General features: G+C 35.7%; 13 protein-coding genes. 6 read left to right on the top strand and 7 right to left on the bottom strand.

Annotation, left to right across the window (positions count from 1 at the left end):
* Positions 1 to 310: 310 nt before the first annotated feature.
* Entirely contained in the window at positions 311 to 2,848 is a 2,538-nt protein-coding gene (locus CLV62_RS12450; protein WP_110311115.1) for an ATP-dependent Clp protease ATP-binding subunit, read from the bottom strand.
* 454 nt (positions 2,849 to 3,302) lie between these two features.
* On the opposite strand from CLV62_RS12450, the gene CLV62_RS12445 reads away from it, so the two are divergent.
* The 4 genes from CLV62_RS12445 to pyrF all read left to right on the top strand — a co-directional run bounded on the left by CLV62_RS12445 (position 3,303) and on the right by pyrF (position 9,083).
* On the top strand, positions 3,303 to 4,826 hold the full coding sequence (locus CLV62_RS12445; protein ID WP_110311114.1) for a peptide MFS transporter: 1,524 nt from the start codon (positions 3,303 to 3,305) through the stop codon (positions 4,824 to 4,826).
* 17 nt (positions 4,827 to 4,843) lie between these two features.
* Complete coding sequence (locus tag CLV62_RS12440; protein ID WP_110311113.1) at positions 4,844 to 6,571, top strand: peptide MFS transporter; 1,728 nt, start codon at positions 4,844 to 4,846, stop codon at positions 6,569 to 6,571.
* A 585-nt stretch (positions 6,572 to 7,156) separates the two neighbouring features.
* A complete protein-coding gene (prfA, locus tag CLV62_RS12435) occupies positions 7,157 to 8,242 on the top strand; it encodes a peptide chain release factor 1 (protein ID WP_050708972.1) in 1,086 nt (361 codons plus the stop codon).
* Positions 8,243 to 8,258: 16 nt separating this feature from the next.
* A complete protein-coding gene (pyrF, locus tag CLV62_RS12430; protein WP_110311112.1) occupies positions 8,259 to 9,083 on the top strand; it encodes an orotidine-5'-phosphate decarboxylase in 825 nt (274 codons plus the stop codon).
* A 96-nt stretch (positions 9,084 to 9,179) separates the two neighbouring features.
* Here pyrF and CLV62_RS12425 read toward each other — a convergent pair whose 3' ends face one another.
* The 6 genes from CLV62_RS12425 to CLV62_RS12400 form a co-directional block, all read right to left on the bottom strand.
* Entirely contained in the window at positions 9,180 to 9,515 is a 336-nt protein-coding gene (locus tag CLV62_RS12425; RefSeq protein ID WP_110311111.1) for a DUF2149 domain-containing protein, read from the bottom strand.
* A 90-nt stretch (positions 9,516 to 9,605) separates the two neighbouring features.
* A complete protein-coding gene (locus tag CLV62_RS12420) occupies positions 9,606 to 10,202 on the bottom strand; it encodes a MotA/TolQ/ExbB proton channel family protein (RefSeq protein WP_110311110.1) in 597 nt (198 codons plus the stop codon).
* A gap of 57 nt (positions 10,203 to 10,259) precedes the next feature.
* Complete coding sequence (locus tag CLV62_RS12415) at positions 10,260 to 10,952, bottom strand: hypothetical protein (RefSeq protein WP_110311109.1); 693 nt, start codon at positions 10,950 to 10,952, stop codon at positions 10,260 to 10,262.
* A 140-nt stretch (positions 10,953 to 11,092) separates the two neighbouring features.
* Positions 11,093 to 15,379: a cobaltochelatase subunit CobN gene (locus tag CLV62_RS12410; protein ID WP_110311108.1), complete on the bottom strand. Its 4,287-nt coding sequence runs from the start codon at positions 15,377 to 15,379 to the stop codon at positions 11,093 to 11,095.
* 93 nt (positions 15,380 to 15,472) lie between these two features.
* Positions 15,473 to 16,807 (bottom strand): HmuY family protein, encoded by a 1,335-nt coding sequence (locus CLV62_RS12405; protein WP_110311107.1) that lies wholly within the window; start codon positions 16,805 to 16,807, stop codon positions 15,473 to 15,475.
* A gap of 48 nt (positions 16,808 to 16,855) precedes the next feature.
* Positions 16,856 to 19,138 carry a TonB-dependent receptor gene (locus CLV62_RS12400; RefSeq protein WP_110311106.1) on the bottom strand — a complete coding sequence of 761 codons (2,283 nt, stop codon included), beginning with the start codon at positions 19,136 to 19,138 and terminating at the stop codon, positions 16,856 to 16,858.
* A gap of 405 nt (positions 19,139 to 19,543) precedes the next feature.
* Between CLV62_RS12400 and CLV62_RS12395 the strand changes: the two genes are divergently transcribed.
* A complete protein-coding gene (locus CLV62_RS12395; RefSeq protein WP_110311105.1) occupies positions 19,544 to 20,611 on the top strand; it encodes an AOC03_06830 family ribosome hibernation factor in 1,068 nt (355 codons plus the stop codon).
* 241 nt (positions 20,612 to 20,852) lie between these two features.
* The gene (locus CLV62_RS21705; protein WP_170120053.1) at positions 20,853 to 21,014 is read left to right on the top strand and encodes a hypothetical protein; all 162 of its coding nucleotides are present in this window, start codon (positions 20,853 to 20,855) and stop codon (positions 21,012 to 21,014) included.
* Positions 21,015 to 21,465 lie beyond the last annotated feature (451 nt).

Raw genomic sequence — 21,465 nt, 5'->3', positions numbered from 1 at the left:
ACAACAATATCAAGCTGGATAGCTTTCAATTACATGGCTTTTATAATTATATTTTTAAAGAAAATTCACAAAAATAAAAAGTCTAGATGACTTCTCTAATAAGAGCATCCATACTAAATAAATGTTTCTGTTATTGTTATCTATTATAACAAATATTTTTCAAAAGTAATCAATTCAATCTATTTATTATAAATAAGTTTTGCTAAAAATTGAGACATTGATTTTTTTATTGAAAATTATATTTTTTAATAAAAAAAAAGAGCTTCTGGGATATCAGAAACTCTTTTTGTTATACTTTGTGTAACTTTTATTACACTGTAACTTCTTTTCTTTTGGGCTCAACTTTGAGCTTTTCTCCTTCTTTATCCAATATTGCCTCAATTACATCTCCTTGTTGAAGTGCACCGGACAAGATAAGTTCAGCGATTTCATCTTCGAGATAAGTTTGGATGGCACGTTTTAGAGGTCTTGCTCCAAATTGTGCGTCGTATCCTTTCTCAGCAATAAAGTCTTTAGCTTCATTCGTTACCTCAAGAGTATATCCCAATGCAAATATTCGTTTGTAGAAATCCGACATATCAATATCAATAATCTTGTTGATCGATTCTTTGTTAAGTTGGTCGAATATTACAATATCATCAATACGATTGATAAACTCAGGCGAGAATGATTTATTCAAAGCTTTTTGAAGAATACCTCGTGAGTACTCGTTGTTTATGTCTCCCTGAACTGCTCCTGCACTGAAACCAACTCCTTTGCCAAAATCTTTCAACTGACGTGTTCCAACATTAGATGTCATTATCAGAATTGTATTCTTAAAGTCAACCTTATGACCTAAGCTGTCGGTTAAGTGACCTTCGTCAAGTACCTGCAGCAATAGATTGAATACATCAGGGTGAGCTTTTTCGATCTCATCTAAAAGAATTACAGAATAAGGTTTGCGACGAACTTTTTCGGTCATCAATCCACCTTCTTCATAGCCTACGTATCCGGGAGGCGCTCCAACTAAACGAGATACGTTGAATTTCTCCATGTATTCGCTCATATCTATACGAATCAAAGCATCGGCAGAATCGAATAGTTGTTCTGCTATTTTTTTAGCTAAGTGAGTTTTACCTACACCTGTTGGTCCAAGGAACATAAATGTACCGATTGGTTTATTAGGGTCCTTCAATCCTACACGATTGCGTTGTATAGCTTTTACTATTTTATCGATAGCATTGTCTTGTCCCACAACTACAGACTTAAGTGTTCCCTTCATTCCTAATAGTTTCAAACCTTCGGCTTCAGCTATTCGTTGTACGGGTATACCCGATATCATGGAAACAACCTCTGCCACTTTTTCGTCATCCACAATTTGTGGTTGTTCTTTCAGTTGCTTTTCCCAATTGGTTTCCTCTTGTTCCAGTTGAAGTAATAATTGACGTTGTTTATCCCTGAAACTTGCAGCAAGTTCATATTTTTGAGCTTTTACTGCATTTGTTTTCTGGTCAACTACATCTTTCAACTCATTTTCGATTTCCTCTATTACAGGAGGTACATTTATATTAGCTAAATGCATTCTCGAACCGGCTTCGTCTAAAGCATCAATAGCCTTGTCCGGAAAATTACGGTCTGTAATGTATCGGTCTGTCAATTTGACGCACGCTTCCAAAGCTTCATCTGTATATTTTACATTGTGATGCTCTTCGTATTTTTCTTTGATGTTTCTCAAGATTTGAAGAGTTTCCTCTGCAGTAGTGGGTTCTACCATTACTTTCTGGAAACGTCTTTCCAAAGCTCCGTCTTTTTCGATATTCTTTCTGTATTCATCCAAAGTTGTAGCACCAATACATTGTATTTCACCTCTAGCCAGAGCCGGTTTCAACATATTAGCTGCATCAAGTGAGCCTGTAGCTCCTCCAGCCCCTACAATAGTATGAATTTCATCAATAAATAGAATTATATGAGGATTTTTAGAAAGTTCGTTCAAAATGGCTTTGATACGTTCTTCAAATTGTCCTCTGTATTTGGTACCTGCAACCACAGAAGCCATATCTAATGATATTACCCGTTTGTCGAATAATACACGCGAGACTTTCTTCTGAGTAATGCGCAAAGCCAATCCTTCTACTATTGCCGATTTTCCAACACCGGGTTCTCCTATTAATATAGGGTTATTCTTTTTACGGCGACTCAATATTTGAGCCAGTCTTTCGATTTCTTTATCTCTACCCACAATAGGGTCAAGTTTGTTTTCGAGAGCGGCTTTAGTCATGTCTGAGCCGAAGTTATCTAATACAGGTGTATCGGATGACTGACGCGGTTGTTGTGTATTCACATTTTGATATGACGCACCTTCTGTCGGATCATCATCGTCATCATCGGTAAAATCTGCTCCCATTTTAGGAGACAAATCATTATCTGTGTTTTCGTCTAAATTCTTAATATACATAAATGCTCCTGCGTAATTAAAGTTCTGATTTTCTAAAACTCTGGCAGCAATATTATCACTGTCTTTCAATATGGCTAGAAGTAAATGTTCCGAATCGGTTTCTTTACTCTTAGTCAACCGAGCTTCCAGAATACTTAGTTTAAGTATCTTTTCAGTTCCTTTTGTTAATACAATTTCATTGTTACTACTTGCAGACATATCTTGATGTTCTATGATATGTCTGTCGATATCTAATTTGAGATCATCCAAATCTATTCCTGAGTCACTTAATGCCTGTATGGCCAATCCTTCCCCGTTTCTAAGAATACCAAGCATCAAATGTTCAGGTCCCAGATGTGAGTTTTGGAGACGTCCGGCTTCTTCACGGCTATAGTTCATGATCTTGCGAACTCTTTGTGAGAAATTATTTTCCATAATCTTTTTACCTTTATTCGATGTTTTCTACTATCTACATTTTATACCAGTATTCAACCAGTGCTTGTAGTATTGACTTCCTTTATTATCAAACAAAAATGGTGCCATAAAGTTTATTTGTCCGATAAGTGCTTTTATTTTGATTTTTTTAAGTAATTCTTCATATATGGCTCTAAATCTAGGGTAAAGATATAATTCTTTTGAATACTATATGTTTATAATAAATTAAAAGAATGATTCATAAATACAAAGTATTAGCATCTTGACTATAAATCGTGAAATAGTATAATACACGTCAAAATGAGATTGAATACAATTATTTTTTTTACTTTTGTCATATAAATAAGCATTTAAGCACGCAGAGTTATTTATTACTTTGGTAAGTACAATGACTAAAGCTAATTATGCTTATAAAATATATCATTAAATACTTTCGATTACTTATCATTATATAATGAAATCATCTGAACCAGAGAACTCCAATTCTGAAGGAAAATCCGCAGAGTTAACCTTAGATCAAATTCAAAATTTTGAGGGTAAGTATCCTAAACAACTGTGGTATTTATTTACCGTAGAAATGTGGGAGCGCTTCTGTTTTTATGGGATGCGTGGTATTCTTACTATTTTTATGGTTGATCAATTGTCCCTACATGCTAAGGAAGCCAATCTTAAATATGGGGCAATACAGGCATTTGTATATGCTTTTACTTTTCTGGGAGGTATTTTCGCCGATAAGATATTAGGATTTAAGAAATCTCTGACATTTGGAGCAATAATGATGATCGTGGGTAATGTGTTGATAGCAATCGCACCTCACGATCTTTTTTATATAGGTATTACATTGTCTGTAGTAGGTACAGGATTTTTTAAGCCGAATATATCTTCTATGGTGGGTTACCTGTATAAAGATGGTGATGTAAGGAAAGAAGCCGGATTCAGTATGTTTTATTCTGGCATAAATGTAGGTGCGTTCTTTGGAGGAGCAATCTGTGTTTGGTTAGGAAAAGGATACTCGTGGAGTTATGCCTTTCTGGCTGCAGGTGCTGTTATGGTTTTGGGCTTAATCACATTTACGCTTACTAAAAAGCATCTTGGTCCTATTGGCGATAGTCCGCTAAAAGATTTGGCTCCAAGCAAAAGAAAACTGAAAGAGCTTTATGTATATATTATAGCATTGCTAACAATTCCGTTAATATATATAATGATCCAAAATACTCAGTATACGGATCTTTTTATGTATACAATCGGTCCTGCCGCTTTATTTTATTTCTTTTATCAATTGTTTAAAACAACAACAAAAGAAGCTCGTAAGAAGCTTATGGCAGCATTGATATTAATTCTTCTATCAATTGTGTTTTTCGCGTTTTTCGAGCAGGCAGGAGGTTCTCTGGCTCTTTTTGCTAATGAAAATTTGCGAAGTTCTCTTACTTTTTTCCATATTGATCCCAATATTGTAAATAATGGAGCAAATGCACTTTTTGTTATCCTGTTTAGTCCTTTATTGGGTTTGTTATGGGTTTGGTTGAATAAGAAAAAGATTGAGCCAAATACTGTAGTTAAATTTGGTATTAGCTTTTTACTTTTAGGAGGTTCATTCTTTATTCTATACGGTACTCGTCTATTTGCAGATGAAAGTGGACAAACGTCGCTGAATATATTTGCAAGTGCATATTTTGTTATGACATTAGCCGAATTGTGTTTGTCTCCAATCGGTTTATCTATGATAACCAGCTTATCACCTAAACATTTATCAGGGATGATGATGGGATTATGGTTCTTAGCTAGTGCTTACGGGCAGTATTTAGCAGGTATTATAGGTGCAGGAATATCTAATCCTAATGAACATGCTTCGCTAATGGAAAAACTGTTATCGTATACAGGAGGATATCAACAACTGGCTATCTATGCTTTGATTGTAGGAGTTATTGTTTTGATTATTTCTCCAATCGTTAGGAAATTAATGCAAGAAGTAAAATAATAGATCAAAAATTAATTATGGCAACCAACACAGGACATCCGAAGGGGTTATATCTTCTTTTTGTTACCGAAATGTGGGAACGTTTCAGTTATTATGGCATGAGGGCTTTGTTTGTCCTTTATATGACAAAAGCTTTGCTCTTTGATAAAGCTTACGGGGCACAGATATATGGCAGTTATACCGGACTTGTATATCTAACTCCACTTATTGGAGGTTATATAGCAGACCGATATTGGGGTAACAGGAAGTCGATTGTTGTGGGGGGCTTAATTATGGCTGTCGGTCAATTTTTTATGTTTCTGTCAGGATGTTTTTTCGAGAATGTAAGTTTGGCTACTACGCTTATGCTTGTGGGACTTACGGCTTTAATTTTCGGGAATGGTTTTTTCAAACCGAATATTTCAACAATGGTAGGGCAGTTATATCCCGAAGGTGATAAAAGGGTAGACTCTGCATTTACTATCTTTTATATGGGGATAAATCTGGGTGCTTTTATCGCTCCTTGGCTTTGCGGTATATTTGGAGATACAGGACATCCTGCTGATTTTAAATGGGGATTTTTACTTGCCTGTATAGGTATGTTGATTAGTGTAGTTGTATTTCTGGTGTTTAAAGATAAATATTTATTGAGTCCCGATGGTGGACAAATTGGCGGGAAACCAGATTTAAAGAAAGCTTCAACAGATATTCTTGGTGAAAAGAAGGCTTCCGTATCCAAGAAAGTTATTGGAATGTGGGGAGCTATATGGTTTGTACTTTTAGTTGCTTTCTACTTTTTGTTGGATAAAGACTTGATTGGAGCCTTTATATTTTCGTTGACAATTGCCATGCCCGGATTTATTATATCTGATCCTAGTCTCACGAAAATTGAAAAGAACAGAATATGGGTTATTTATATTGTAGCCTTCTTCGTTATATTTTTCTGGTCGGCTTTTGAACAAGCCGGTGCTTCATTGACTTATTTTGCGGAGGAACAAACCAATAGATCGATTTTTGGTTGGACTATTCCTACATCTGCTTTTCAATCGGTAAATGCTATTGCAATAGTTGTTTTTGCTCCTTTATTTGTTGTGTTGTGGGGATTTCTTAATAAGAGAGGAGCCGAACCTGCATCGCCTTATAAACAATCGATCGGTCTTTTCCTTTTGGCTATCGGATATCTTATTATAGCATTTGGAGTAAAAGGTTTGGAGCCTGGTGTAAAGGTTAGTATGATATGGTTGCTAAGTTTATATACTATACATACATTCGGAGAGTTATGTTTGTCCCCAATCGGTTTGTCGATGGTAAATAAATTGGCACCACTTAAATTTGCGTCGTTGTTGATGGGTGTGTGGTTTTTGAGTAATGCTACAGCCAATAAATTTGCAGGAATGTTGAGTGGATATTATCCCGAAGCATTAATTGAAATTGCCGCCGTGAAAAATGCTGAAGCTAAATATACATTGCAGTTATTACCTGAAAATTTTGCAAGTGCCGAAACTGCTAAAGTTGAGCCCGAAGCTAAACAAACAATTCCTTTTGATAAGATAGTATTCTCAAAAATAGAAAATCCTGAATTAAAAGGGCAGGTGAGAATAGAACTGGAAAAACAGCAAATAGAGAATCCAAAGAGTTTTTTAGGTTATCAGATTTCTAATCTGTACGATTTCTTTATGTTATTTGTCTTTATGGCGGGTATTGCATCAGTTATATTATTCTTTTTGAGTAAAAAATTAGTTAAGTTAATGGAAGGGGTTGTATAGAAACAGAAAACTTTTCCTTAATAAAAAATATGTAAAAAACCTCTTTAGGATTATTCTGAAAGAGGTTTTTTTGTTTGCGAAAGATTTAACACGTTCTAATCTCTATTCCTAAGAAGATTTGATATTTTTGTAAGTAATGCGAATCAGTGGTTAAGTTTATCTATCAATAAACAGTGATCAGGATACAGAAATCAGAGAAAATGAAACTTGTATCAAAAGTGTTACTTTTGTTATATTTTTAATTATTTATCGCTGATATACAAACACTTAATAAAATCATAAAAGTGACACTTATAAGCCTTTTCCGGTTACTTTTGTAACCTTCATTGTTTACTTTTTGTAACTTATGAGTATTTATGGTAGAACTTTTCAAATCTTGCTTGGCATTATTCATGAATATAATATATAATCAATAGAATTTCAGAGAAGTATAAAAAGACTCCTGAAATAAAGTGCTTTTTCTTATCTTTGCATCTTCAAATTAAGGTCTCAGACCTTTTTATTGCTTTAGTTAGCAAAAAAACAATAGATAGTTATGATTAGAAAGTATATCATTAAATACTTTCATCTACTTAAAAACAGAACATGAGTCAACATTCATTACTAGATAAATTAGATGCTTTAGTTATACGTTTCGAGGAAATCGGTAAATTAATTACCGACCCGAATGTCATATCCGATATGAAACGGTATGTAAAGTTGAATAAAGAATATCGTGACCTTGAAAAAATTGCTAATGCAAGAAAAGAATATATACAAGTACTAACCAGCATTTCAGAAGCTAGAAATATACTTGATAAAGAATCAGACAGTGAGCTTAGAGAAATGGCAAAAGAAGAGCTGGAACTAAGCAATACCAGATTACCTATATTAGAAGAAGAAATCAAAATATTATTGGTTCCTGCCGACCCACAAGATAATAAAGACGCAATTGTTGAAATTCGCGGAGGAACAGGTGGAGACGAAGCTGCTATTTTTGCAGGAGACCTTTATAGAATGTATCAGAAATACTGCGAAAATAAAGGATGGAAAACCGAAGTGACCAGCTGTACTGAGGGCACTTCCGGTGGTTTTAAAGAAATTATATTTACAGTTTCAGGCGAAGGTGTATATGGTATTCTCAAGTATGAATCAGGTGTACATCGTGTACAACGCGTTCCCGCAACAGAAACACAAGGTCGTGTACATACCTCAGCCTCAACAGTTGCAGTATTACCCGAAGCTGAAGAATTTGACGTAGAAATAAAAGAATCAGACATACGTGTAGATACTTTTTGTGCTTCTGGAAATGGAGGTCAATCAGTAAATACAACCTATTCGGCTGTACGAATGGTACACATTCCAACAGGAGTAACAGTACAATGTCAGGATGAAAAATCTCAGCTAAAAAACAGAGCTAAAGCATTAGTCGAGTTACGTTCTCGTATCTACAATATGGAATACCAAAAATATATGGATGAGGTAGCTTCCAAAAGAAAAACAATGGTTTCTACCGGTGACCGTTCTGCCAAAATCAGAACTTATAACTATCCACAAGGTCGTGTTACAGATCATAGAATAAACTTGACACTATATAATCTTTCTGCAATTATGGATGGCGACATTCAACAGATTATAGATCAACTTATAATTGCTGAAAATGCGGAGCGATTAAAAGAAAGCGAATTATAAAAACAGACAAATACTCATGACAAAACAAGAACTTTTTGAAAATATAAAGAGAAAGCAATCTTTTCTTTGTGTAGGACTTGACACTGACTTTAAAAAAATTCCCGAGCACTTATATGAAGAAGAAGATCCTATATATGCTTTTAATAAAGCAATTGTAGATGCAACTGCTCGCTACTGTGTTGCATACAAACCCAACACTGCTTTTTATGAAAGCCTTGGAACAAAAGGACTTTGGGCATTAGAAAAAACAATTGAATATATCCGTACTAAATATCCCGATCAATTTATCATTTTGGATGCTAAACGTGGAGACATTGGCAATACATCTGAAATGTATGCTAAATCGGCTTTCGAACATCTAAAAGCGACTGCTATAACTGTTGCTCCATATATGGGAGAAGACAGCGTTAGCCCTTTTTTAAACTATCCTAAAAAATGGGTAATCCTTCTTGCTCTAACTTCTAATAAAGGATCACAAGATTTTCAATTAGTAGAAGATGCTAATGGAGAAAAGCTTTTTGAGAAGGTTTTAAAGAAATCTCAGGAATGGGGTACCGACGAGCAATTAATGTACGTAGTGGGTGCAACTCAAGGTTCGATGTTTGCTGATATACGTAAACATGCTCCTAATCACTTTTTACTTGTTCCGGGAGTAGGTGCACAAGGCGGTTCTTTGGAAGAGGTGGTAAAATATGGTATGAATAAAGAGTGTGGTTTATTAGTAAATTCATCTCGTGCCATTATTTATGCTGACAGTAGCGAGAGCTTTGCTAGTGCAGCATCTATAGAAGCTAAAAAAGTGCAAACAGAAATGGCTAAATATCTACAAGCTATTATATAATAAAAGCATTTATACTTTTATTCCAATATATCAAAAAGGAGAACAATCAATATTGTTCTCCTTTTTGATTCTATATGAATCTTATTTTAATGCTGATTATTCAGGCACATAAATAATCTCTCCATTCTCTAATTCGTAGGCAATGCCCACTTTTTTACCTTTAGATCCTGAGCTTTGTTCCTCCGAAGGTGTATATTTATTGATCTTATTACCCTCTTTGGTAATAATTTCCATATTATCTTTTCCCGGATTTTTTACAATCGTATAATCTTGCTGTGTAAAAACTTCGGTCATATTCATGTGCATCACCATTGCCACCATAAGGGCTACGGCAAATACCATCGCTACATCGAAAAGATTAACTATCACACTTAATGGATCGGTATCCTCTTCTTTCGAAAACTTACTTGTTCTTCTTTGTCGTTTTCTCATATTAAGTAATGTAAACTATTTAATAGTATATTCATAAAAAAGCAAGTGCTTGGTTTTATACTTACCAAAGCAATAGATAGGTCTGAGACCTTACAGAGCCTTTTCGGTTAGCATTCTCGATACATAATCCAGATTATTTACATCTTTGGCATACCAACGTTGTTTAAACTGCAAAGTCACCAAACCCACAGCACTTACTACAAGACCTACCACAGTAGTAGCAAACACCACCTGCATATTATAAGCCATACCAGCAATATCACCTGTTGACAATCCTACCAATGCAGGACTCATAGCGATAAGCGTACCGATAAGACCCAGTACAGGTCCCATCTTAGCCAATAGCTTCGAAAGAGAAGTATCTTTTTCGGCTTCATTCTCGAAGCTTGAGATCAAATAATCTGAATAAGCTTCACTTGGAGGTGTTGTCAACAAATCACGCAAAAATTTTATGTATAGTGAATTATCTTTCTCTGGTAGTGCGGCTTTTAATTCTTCTATATTTGAAGAAGATAAATTCTTGATCTTATCGTCCATCTCTTTATCAATCTTTCGTTTAGTCATAAACTGATTGTAGAAACTGCCAATCAGCAATAGCGAACGGGCAAAAAGACATAACAAAAGAATAATATCGGGAATTAAAAGACTATTGGCTACCCAAAAGAGGACTTTAGAAATTGCTTCCATTTAAAATATTTTATTTTTTGATTTATATGATTAGGGTCACTTACCCATTTATTATATTTATTTATTAGCTTTTTTCTGCCTGATAATCCACTTAATCTTATTCCAAAAAAATCCCAGAACAAAAGCTATAGCAAACAATCCTATTGATGAGAATAAAGCTATAAAGTTGATCGGCTCCTCTGAAGCTGCATAAGTTACATTACCATTAACGGTAGTCAGCAGACCAAGTATACAAACAAATAGGCTTACCAGAAAATGTACCTCGAGCCTCAATTCTTTTTCGGGCACAAGGTATCGGATTCCATAACTGAACAACGGAAAAACGATCACAGCAATAGCTGCTAAAATATAAGCTATAGTAGCAAAATCTGTTCCCGTCATACTAAATATGGTTTGAGTAAGCAGATAGAACAATACCGGGAAAATAAGCAAACTGGGATACCAATATAAAGGACGAACCCATCGTTTTACTGTTTTACCGAATATTTCGCGAAGTGCTGCAAAGCAAAAAGCAAAGCAGATGGCTGACTCTATGGTTACCAATACCGCCGCATCCTGCAAAGCCTTTGTATTTTGAAGATAGTCGTTGATCTGTGTTTTCGATTGTTGTATAGCATATTGATATGTCCCGATAATAAATACAGCACACACCAATCCAAACAAAGCAGCCTGCCAAGGCTTCCAGAAGCTCAGTTTAAGTATGCAGTTTATAACAATAAAGAGCATTAATATCTGAATGATTAGTTCCATTCTCTTAAAATTAAGGTCACAGACCTATTTATTAATTTTATAAGTACAATAACTAGTTCTACTCAAGTGGTATTGAACTAGTTTTTGATAGATAGTAGGGAGCCTTACTATATTAATTAAGGCTCCCCACCCTTCTGTTATTATTTACTACTTTTTCTTTTCTTTTTCAAAACAATCAGTAGTATTACAAATACAACAAGTACAACACCTACGATTATAATACCGTTAAGTGAATTCTTCTCGCCTTGTTCACCTTGTCCTGCTACCTGATCTTTTTTAAGAACCATACCGTTTTTAGCAGCGTCCGACGAAGCATTGGCAGTTTTCATATTCTGCAATTGCTGATTGTAGACCTTAGCATCGTCTGCCGAAACTTTTTTCGATATAAAGTCCTGTAGTTTTCCATTACTTCCCGAGAAACCTGAACCTGTAGAACCAAATTCTTTCACCAGATCGGTATGCAGTTTAGCTACATCATTCAATTGCTGATCAGTAGCTTTCCACATTCCTTTACGGGCTGTTTCCATCATTACGGCAGTAATTTCTTGCAAAGCGGCAGGATTTTCTTTCTTGAAAAATTCCTGTGTACCCAGATTCATTTTGTCTTTCACATATACATCATAAATCTGATCCCACATTTCGTTGTCAATTACGTTGGGTTTCATCACATTCCATCCATAAGTATTGGTTACCACTTCAGTTATTTGCGATGCACTTGACGAACCGCCTTTCATTACCTCTTTCACATATTCAGGATTGAAGATGGTAGAACGAGCCTCAACACCGATAGCTTCTTTCAAGTCCTGCATCTTCACATTGTTGCGATTACGGTAATCGGCAAAATAAGCATCGGGGTCTTTTCCTGTCACATCACGAACAGCAAGGTTCATACCTCCCATAAATTCGTAAACATGATCCAAGCTCAATGCTCCCCACGTATTATTCTGACGAGGTTGTACAATTACATCCGTATTGTGAAGTACGGCACGAAGCAAGCCGGCTTTGAATTCGCCCCACTCTTTTTCACCACCATACACAGCACCCATATTATTGATATAGGTATCAGCAATTTCTTTCTCCGATTCCCACTTATCGCCACTGGTTACCATGCCTTGAATACCTGTTCCATACATGCCGTTGATACCTCCAAATACACGCTGAGTAGACATTGCTCGTGCATCTTTGGGCGAAATACCCTGCTCTACCAATTGACGTTCTATTTCAACCGTACTTTTGCTTACCAAGTTATCGTACTTATCATTTTTAGCAGATGCAGCCATTTCTACGGCACGTGTGATTAATGACAAACGAGATGCTGCCAAATCACGGAACTGACCCGAAGTTTGTACAACCACATCGATACGTGGGCGTCCCAAAGTTTCGGTAGGAATCAATTGCAAGTCGGAAACACGTCCGAAAGCATCACGCACAGGCTCAACACCCAACATATAAAGTGCTTGTGCAATGGTAGCTCCTTCGCTTTCGATAAACTCACTACTCCAGAAAGTATAACTCACCTTACGGGGATACTCTCCATGTTCTTTCTTATACTGATCGAGCGTTGCATTTACAAGTGCCATACCTTTATCCCAAGCCACTTCCGAAGGGGTAGCCTCAGCATTAATAGCATATAAGTTTCGTCCCGTTGGCACAGCATTAGGGTTGGCAACAGCATCACCACCCGAAGAAGGAGCAATATATCCGCCTGCAAAAGCATTAATAATCGCTTTCATCTCCAACTCCGGACTTTGCTCCAAGCCTGTTTTATAAGCTGTAATATTATTTATTGTACGCTCTATTTCAGAAATCGCACGCGCACGATCTTTTTGCTCTTTAGTATATTCTGGAGTTTTAGGTTTGTCTTTTCCTCCCATAGATGCCGTAGCAGGTTTGCTTTGTTTGGCAGTATCTGCATTTTGAGGATGCGATGGTTTATCAGCCCCCATATTAGCAGGCTTATTTCCGTCTTTTGGTATCGAAGAAGGATGTCCTCCGCTAGGTTTAGCAGCAGTTGGTTTGCCTCCCATAGCAGCAGGCTTTTGTGTTGAAGAAGAGCCTCCTCCCATCATTCCTCGTCTAGGAGGATTCAGTATGGTTTTAGCTTCCGTCAAATCGTCTTCGGTAAGCCCTGCCACACTGCAAATAAGTGCATTGTTTACAGCTTTTCCTCCTAATATTTGTCTTACCAAAGTTTTAGCAGGTTCCAGATAATGTTGAGTAAAGAATGCTTTGTTTTTCAATTGCACTTCGGTTACCTTGCCTCTTTGTCTGTCAAGAGCAGCCAAACTATAAGCAATAGGATCGGCACTCATTGCCATTACCGAAGAAAGAATCTTTTCGGGAGTATAAGGTACACCCATAGTATATAAGTGACCGTTCATTTTCTCATTCGAGATTTCTTCGGCAAAATTCTCTATTCTTTCAATATCTTCGGTTGAATATGGTTTAGTCAAGACACTATCGAGACGAAGATCTCGGTGCAAGCCCATTTCTACAGCTATTTTTTTCACCATCAACGAAGCCTGAGGTTGTCTTGCCTCATCTGTTTTATAATAGTCACGTATCTTTTCCTGTAAGGTTTTGAATTGCGAACGGGTGTTGCTTTCCATAAACGCAGGAGTCAGGTAAGAGATAGTTGTTGCATACGAACGGCGTTTTGCCATCATACTTTCACCCACATTACCAATGGTATAGTAGTAAAAATGAGGAATAGTTCCTACTAAACGATCAGGCCAATCATTACTACCCAGTGCCACTTGTTTTTGAGGTGTGAACTCTAAACTACCATGTGTCCCAAAATGTAACATCGCATCTGCCTTAAACTCATACTGAGACCACAAATATGCTCCGATATAAGTATGAGGAGGAGGCGATTTTGCTCCGTGAACAATAGCAAATACATCACCGCCTAAACCAGCCATTGGCTGTGGAAGTAAAGCAATATTTCCTAATTGAATACGAGCAACAGCCAGATATGATTTGTTATCTTTTTGTACACTCATATATGCTCCGGGAGCTTCTCCGTATGTATTTACAACTTCGGCATACAATTCTTTGGACAAAGATTGATTGATCCACGATTCATATTGAGATTTTTCGATCAAAGCGGGTTTACCATTGTTAAGGAAACTGTCGAAAGCTCCTTCTGCATAAGGACTCAATACTTCGCCCTGTGTCATCAATAATTTCTCAAATTCTTTTTCGGTTGCAGGTAAATTATCTACTTTATAACCTTCGGCTTTTAATCGTAACAGTACGTTGTAAAGCGATGGCATAGTTTCCAATCCCTGAGCGGTAAGAGTCTCCTGCCCTGCCCCTTTGAAAAAGTAGATTGATATTTTCTTATCAGCATTACTCTTATGTTTCAACGAAATAAAATTGCTTACAATTTGAGTAAAACTCTTTAATCTATCTGGAATAGCTTTAAATACATATACTCCATCTTTATCTATTTCCTGTGCATTAATCACATATGGATAAATAGCTCCATCCAATTCGGGCATAACTACACTTTGCGACATGAAACCGCCGAACATTCCCATCGGATCGTTCATCCACTCATCTTTAGTTTGCAGAATACTTAATGGAGAGAAAATCGGAATATTTTTTTCTTTCAGCCATTCCACTGCCGCATCAGCTTGCCCCATAGCCAAACGACCATGTGCAAAGTAGATAACTGCATCGGGGTTAATTTCTTTCAAGAAATCCAATCGTTTCATTCCTGATGATACAGGATAGATGTTTGTTCCTGCATTCTGAAACGAAACAATCATACTATCTATATTATCTCTGTTACCACTGAATGGATCATTCAATCCCCCTACAACAGCTACTTTAGGAGCACCTTCTTTAAAGATATTCAGTTTTTTCAGATAAGCTTCGTATTCGGCAACAGTCTTAAAAGACATATTTTCATCCAAATGATAAAGAACATCATCGGCTATTTCTACTAAAGAATCGGGAGGTGTAACAAAAAATGTCTTCTTATCTATATCCTGACGAATATATCTAGCCAGACTCTGATAATTCTTTTTGTTTCCATTACCAATATAGGCTGATACTTGTTCTTTTTGAATACTATCCAGATTACAAATAGCATTCTCGGGATTGGTTGCTGCATAAATATAAACAGGAACCCCTTTATCGGCAGCAGCCTGTATTTGGGCACGTTGTTCGGCAGTAGCCTTCATTCCCATACCAAAACCTAACACAAAATCGTAATCTCCCAACTTATCTAATTCTTCGAGAGATACATCTTCGTACTTGATAAAGTTATCAGTATTCGACTTTATAAAGCTTGTAGACTGGAATTGCTGAAAATTGACTAAGGCGATCTTTGTCGTCGAAGCCAATTTAGCCCAAGCCACGCATCCTGCTGCAATAACTAATATTGCGGCAAGTATAATAATGATTTTAGTTTTATTCATATGAGCTTTTAACAGATACAGATTGACAAACTGAAATCATATCAGTTTGCCAATCGTGTAGTTCTTTTTTATTATTATTTATGGTTATGTACTTTATTTTACTAAAACATACTTTATCTGCGGATAACCTCTTTGATCGCCTAGAGATACAAACTGTAGTTTATAAACATTGCCGGCGGCATCTTTTACCACATAAAAACGATCGGCTTTTACTACTGGAGAAGAGCTAGGACCTCCACCAGCTCTCCATTTACTGCCTATTACATCTATATCGGCTGAAAACTGTAAAGAAGAAAGACCCGTAGAGTTGAATGCATTGTATGCCTCCTTATCCCCTAAGACTTCTACTGCTGTTACACCTTCTTTTCCATTGATGTATACAAAATCCGCAAAAATATAAGGAGTTGTTCCCGTTTTATACATGGTACTTGTCCATTCTATATCCCATTTTGCTTTTTCGGGTGCTACGGGCACTACTTTATTCTCTGTAATCGAAGCATATACAAAATTATACGCTGTGTTTTTAGCAACATCCAATGATTTTACAGTAGCCTCGTTGCTCTTTGCATATTGGATAGTATAAGTGTTAGCATCTTTCTGAGATACTTTTATTTTATACAATGGGGGTTGCGCATCGCCAAGACTAACAATATATACTTTTCCTTCTTTGATAACCGATTTGGAAAGATCTCCCAATACATCATCAACAATAGTAAAACCGCCACCACTATCGCCACCTATTACCAATTTCGAAACATAAGCAGCAGAATCGGCAGCCGAAATTTTAACATCCAAAGATTGATTGGTAGCTTCAATAGCTGTACTTGCAGTTGTATTATTCAGGATAACACCAAAATCGCTACCTGTGGAGAATCCAAAATTCCACGATTTACGGGCAACCGAAGTTTGCTCATTCCCGCTAAAATCAACAAAAACAGAATTCACCGCCTTTGATCCACCTTCGCCTCCATTCAGGGTCAGGCTCGATCCTGTTGAAACAATTGTGCTAAAAGTCAACTTTAGTGTTTTTTTATCACCTAAAACGATTCCTCCGTTAGCAGTAGTGATTTCAAAATCAATGGTTTCATCACCATCAAATAGAGCCGCTACTTTTTTCACTTCTACTGTTGCCGAAGTTTCGCCCGCAGGAATAGTTACAGTTAATTTATTATCTGTGGCTACAGGGGTTGTGGTATAATCGGTACCATAACTGATACCTTTAGGTGTTGCAGTAAGAGCTATAGTTAAAGCAGCATCTGCTTTTCTATCTATATTTATGGTAAAAGATTTAGATGCTTCTGTTTCTCCGATACCTAATTCGGATGCAGAAAAATTAACTGAATTGTCAGGTAGAGGTGCATCATCATCACTACACGAAGTAGCCAATAATCCCACCAATAGAAAACTAAAATAAAGTATTCTTTTCATTTTGCTTATTTATTGATTATTGTTATTAAAATTAAGATCTAAGACCTTTTATTGTTGAAAATTATAAGTTAAGCCTACAAAATATGAACGTCCACAAGCTAATTGGCTTGAACCTGTTCCTCCGCTATGCGCACCTCCACTAGAGGTATTACGTATTGTAGTTATATCAAAAAGGTTTCTCACTCCACCAGATCCCATCAAGCCTTTTACTATTTTACGAGTCACTGTAATGTCTGCCCAGTTATAACTGTCAAGACCAAGTAACCCCATTTTTTTATTATCATCGAACATGAATTCTTTACGCTGTCCAGTGAATTTATAGAATACGTTAAAGGTTGCGACTTTAGCCCAATCGTAAGTAAGATTAAGTGCCACTTCGGGAGAATATCTAAATTTATCCATCTCTTCGTCTTGGTACACTTCACTTTCATAGAAGCTATTATAGCGACCTAAATACGAGACATTTAATGAAGCCCTGAGCGATTTCCAATAAAAGTTATTTTCTAATGTCAAACCTAGCGTTCTGAACTTATCGATATTGTAATATGTATTAGCACCTACTTCAGTCAAAGATTCCACTAAAGAAATACGGTCTCTGAAATCATTATAAAAACCGGTTAAAGTAGTTGTCAGCCTTATATTTCCATCGTGTAAAGAGCGCCACGCCACAGAAGCCATATAACTGTTAGAATATTCAGCTTTAAGATCTGGGTTACCATCAATATGATGATTCGAATCGTGGAATGTATAGTACAACTCTTGCAAAGTTGGAGATCTGAATCCTCTAGCATAAGACAAGCGCAAGTCAATATCACCTGTCACTCTGGCTTTTAGATTTAGAGCAGGAACAGCCCAAGGTGCATCATAGGCAGAGTTGAAAGAAGAACGAACTCCCGGTCTAATACTTAACCAGTTAACCGGAGTATATTCAGCTGAAAGAAAAAGAGCTGTATTATTAATACGATGAGATCCGGCAATTCTATCTCCCGTACCCTCATCCGATTGAAATTCAACACCGGGTTGTAAAACCAATTGATTAGAAACTTTCCAGACACCCATTACACGCCCAAACCATGCATTAAAATTAGTTTCATCCTGTGCACCTGCTTCTAAGGATAATTCTTTTTTTCCAGTATTGAGATCAATCATTGTAGTACGAGTGCGTCTGGTATAATCCTGATAAGAAGCTGCTGCTGAAAGACTAAAATTATTGCTGGCTTTCCATTCCCCTTGCAACTGATGCGTATATCTGTTTACAATAAATTCTTTGTCTGAAGTCTTATTAGTTATAGGATTTACATCCGCTTCTGTCAATAAATTTTCATTCAGATAATCAAGCCTGTAAGCAATATTATAGTTTTGTTTTGCATACCCTAACTGTCCACCTAGCAGATATTGTTCTTTTGGTTGCCATTGTTTTTTACGTCCTGTAGAATCGCCTTGCCATCCTCCAAAATCATTTCGGGTAAAACTTCCACCTGCATATAAACCATTATCTAAAGTATATTGAGCATTCACACTCTGATTGTGGTTACCTTCGCCAGTCAAAAAACTATACTCACGCCCTACACTTTCTTCTTGCACCCTAGCTCCGACAGCCAAACGTTTACCATCTTCAAGCTTTCCATTTTTCGTTATCACATTTATCACACCAGCCAAAGCATCTGTTCCGTAGATTACGGACATTGGTCCTTCAATAATTTCGATACGATCAACTGTATTTATATCTATCTGGCTAAGGCTTTGTTTTGCAGCAAGTCTGTCTATGACCGGAACACCGTCTATAAGCACTTTTACATTATTTCCACTCATACCCATTAATTCGAAATCGGTTTCACCCAAAGCCATATCATTAGATAAACGAATACCTATTTCGGTATTTAATACACCTTGTATGTTAATAGCCGCTCGCTGCTCTATTTGCTGACTATTGATTACACGAACTTTATAAATTGAATTTCGAAGAGATTGCGGTGTAAACTGTCCCGTTACAACAACTTCGTTCAACTGATTTTTATTTTCAATAATAGATATATCGGGAAAGTAATTTGATGTACCCGCTTTAACTGTTATCGGGAATTCTTTTCGGTGAGCAAATATCGAATATACTACCATTGTATAATCTCCTTCGGGAGCTTCAATCTTAAACTTCCCTTCAGCATTCGTTATATCTCCATAGCTTGTATTTTTAAGAACTACGGAGATAAATTCCGAAGGGTAACCATCTGTTGTTTTTACTATTCCTGTTATGCTCTCTTTTGCTGTTTTTTGGGCAAAAGAATCTACTGTGAATGCCAATAAGGCAATCACAAGGCATACATGCTTTAACATATATTTTAATTATTTATAATTGTAAATACTCTAAACACACCCAATAATCCATTAGATATAAGGCACATAAAAGAAACAAAAGACAATCCTACAATTAATCTACGTTTCTAAAAAGATTATACTATGTCAACAAGTGCTAATTCTTCATTGACAAAAGTAGGTTCTCTAAAAAAGTTACACAATACCTAGAAGTAATGAGATTTTTGGATTTCATTAATAACTTATAGCTATTTTATCGACTTTTTGTGAGAGTAGTTAATCAGAATAATGAAATAAACAAAACAAATATAGGTTAATACCAAAACTTATTTAAAGAGGAATATGTTTAATTAAAATAATCTGAAAATTACAGATCATCCTTAACCAAAATAAAAACAGTTTACAAAATAATTTAATCAAAATTTTATGAATAATATTTTAAAAGAGATCAAAGACCTACGAGGCAAGATTTGCGTAAGTATAATTTTAAATACGCACAACACACATCCCGATAACGAAAAAGATGCTATTTTATTAAGTAACCTACAAAAAGAGGCTAACGAGCGACTTTTGCAGGAGGCAGACAAAAAATTAGCAAATAAAATTATCGAGCAATTAGATGAATTAGTAAAAAAAATAGACCATCGGTACAATACTGAAAGTTTAGTATTATTTGTAAATGAAGATATTGCAAAATATACCCGCTTGTCTATTGCTGTTAATGATCGGGTTATTATTGATGAATCTTTTGCTACAAGAGATTTAATTAGATCACAACATACACAACAAGCCTATTACACCTTAGTATTAGGACAAGACCGTGCCAGATTAATTGAAGCTGGAAACGGAAGAGTTATAGAAGAACTGGGAAGACCGTTCCCAATTTTTAATTACAGTTTATTTACAACAAATGCCATAGCAGGGTCTAATGCAACCAGAGTAGGCAATTACCAGAAAGAATTTTTCAGTAGAGTCGACAAAGCTGTATGGGCAATATGGAGAGAAAATCCATTGCCAATAGTTATTTCTGCAGATGAAAAGTCAGCAGCTTATTTCAAAACAGTTTCAGAACATAATGACATTATTATAGGAACTCACAACGATAGCTTTGGTAAATCGGCTCAACATATTGTAGATGCAAATTCCTATATTGTAGAAGAATATGCACATAGAAATAATGAGAAGCGATTATTAGAACTCAAAGAGGCTCTAAATACAGGTAAGTTCTTAGTAGATATAAACGATATATGGAATGCTATAGAACAAGGTAAAGGCAAAACTTTATTCGTTCAAAATGGCTATTACCAACCTGCAGAAGTCATAGATGATAAGATTAGCTTAGTAAAAATAGAAAATGCATCGAAACCGGGCGTAATTGATGATATCATTGACGAAATGGTAGAAATAAATGCCGCTTTTGGAGGCGATACTGTATTTATTTCTGATGGTGGATTAGAAAAATTTAAGGGATTAGCACTTACTACCAGATATTAATATTTGCAGCACAACCTTGCATATAATTAAAACTAAATATAGGATTCAGGCTTAAGCCTGAATCCTATATTATTATAGATCAAATTTATTCCTTAGAAAATATTATCTAATTTAGAATATTACATTTTGGTTCTACAAGCCATATCTTAGAATCCTAACCATTTAAAATTCATTTTGATAGAACATAAATGCTACATCGTATGTTAAGTAATTATATACGAACAATTAAATCTATCAAATCATGAAACAAAATGAAATAAGTAAATCTCCCGAAGATTTTAAAGGCTACGAAGAAGCTCGCAAGATAAAAAGCAATCAAACTCCGCAGCCAATTAGCAACAAAGAAGTCAAAGCTGCCGTTAATAGAATAAATCCGGATGGTAATACTCAGGAAAGAGGATAATTTTTTTCTGTATTCTCGAACTTTAGGGAAAAAAGTTATCTGATATAACTATCTAAATATAGAAATAATTCATTGAACTTTTTCCTGATCCAAATGTTTAAAGTATGTGTTTTTCATAGTATTAGATTTAAGGTTAATAATGAAGATTGGTTGTCGTGAGACAACCTTTCCTTTTTTTATAACATATTGATTCTTAAATACTACTTTTTGAAGGAAACACTAAATCCTGCATAATTCCCAACATGGAGTTGGTTTATATTACTTAATTCAAAATTTCAAAGATATATAGTGTATTATTTATAAATGCCTGTTTTATATAAAGTTGAAAGAAACTTTTCTATATAGTGTTTATCATTCTGTGTAGTATTATCATGTACTCCTAATACTATTCATAAAATAAACGTATTAAGACTATAACAATTACAATTTATTTTTCTGTTTATTACCAAAA

The organism is Indolivaga alginatilytica (genome assembly GCF_003201355.1).
In the GTDB taxonomy this organism is placed as follows: domain Bacteria; phylum Bacteroidota; class Bacteroidia; order Bacteroidales; family Dysgonomonadaceae; genus Dysgonomonas_A; species Dysgonomonas_A alginatilytica.
Note: the sequence above shows the minus strand (reverse complement) of the source record. Positions and strands in the feature narration are given on the sequence as shown.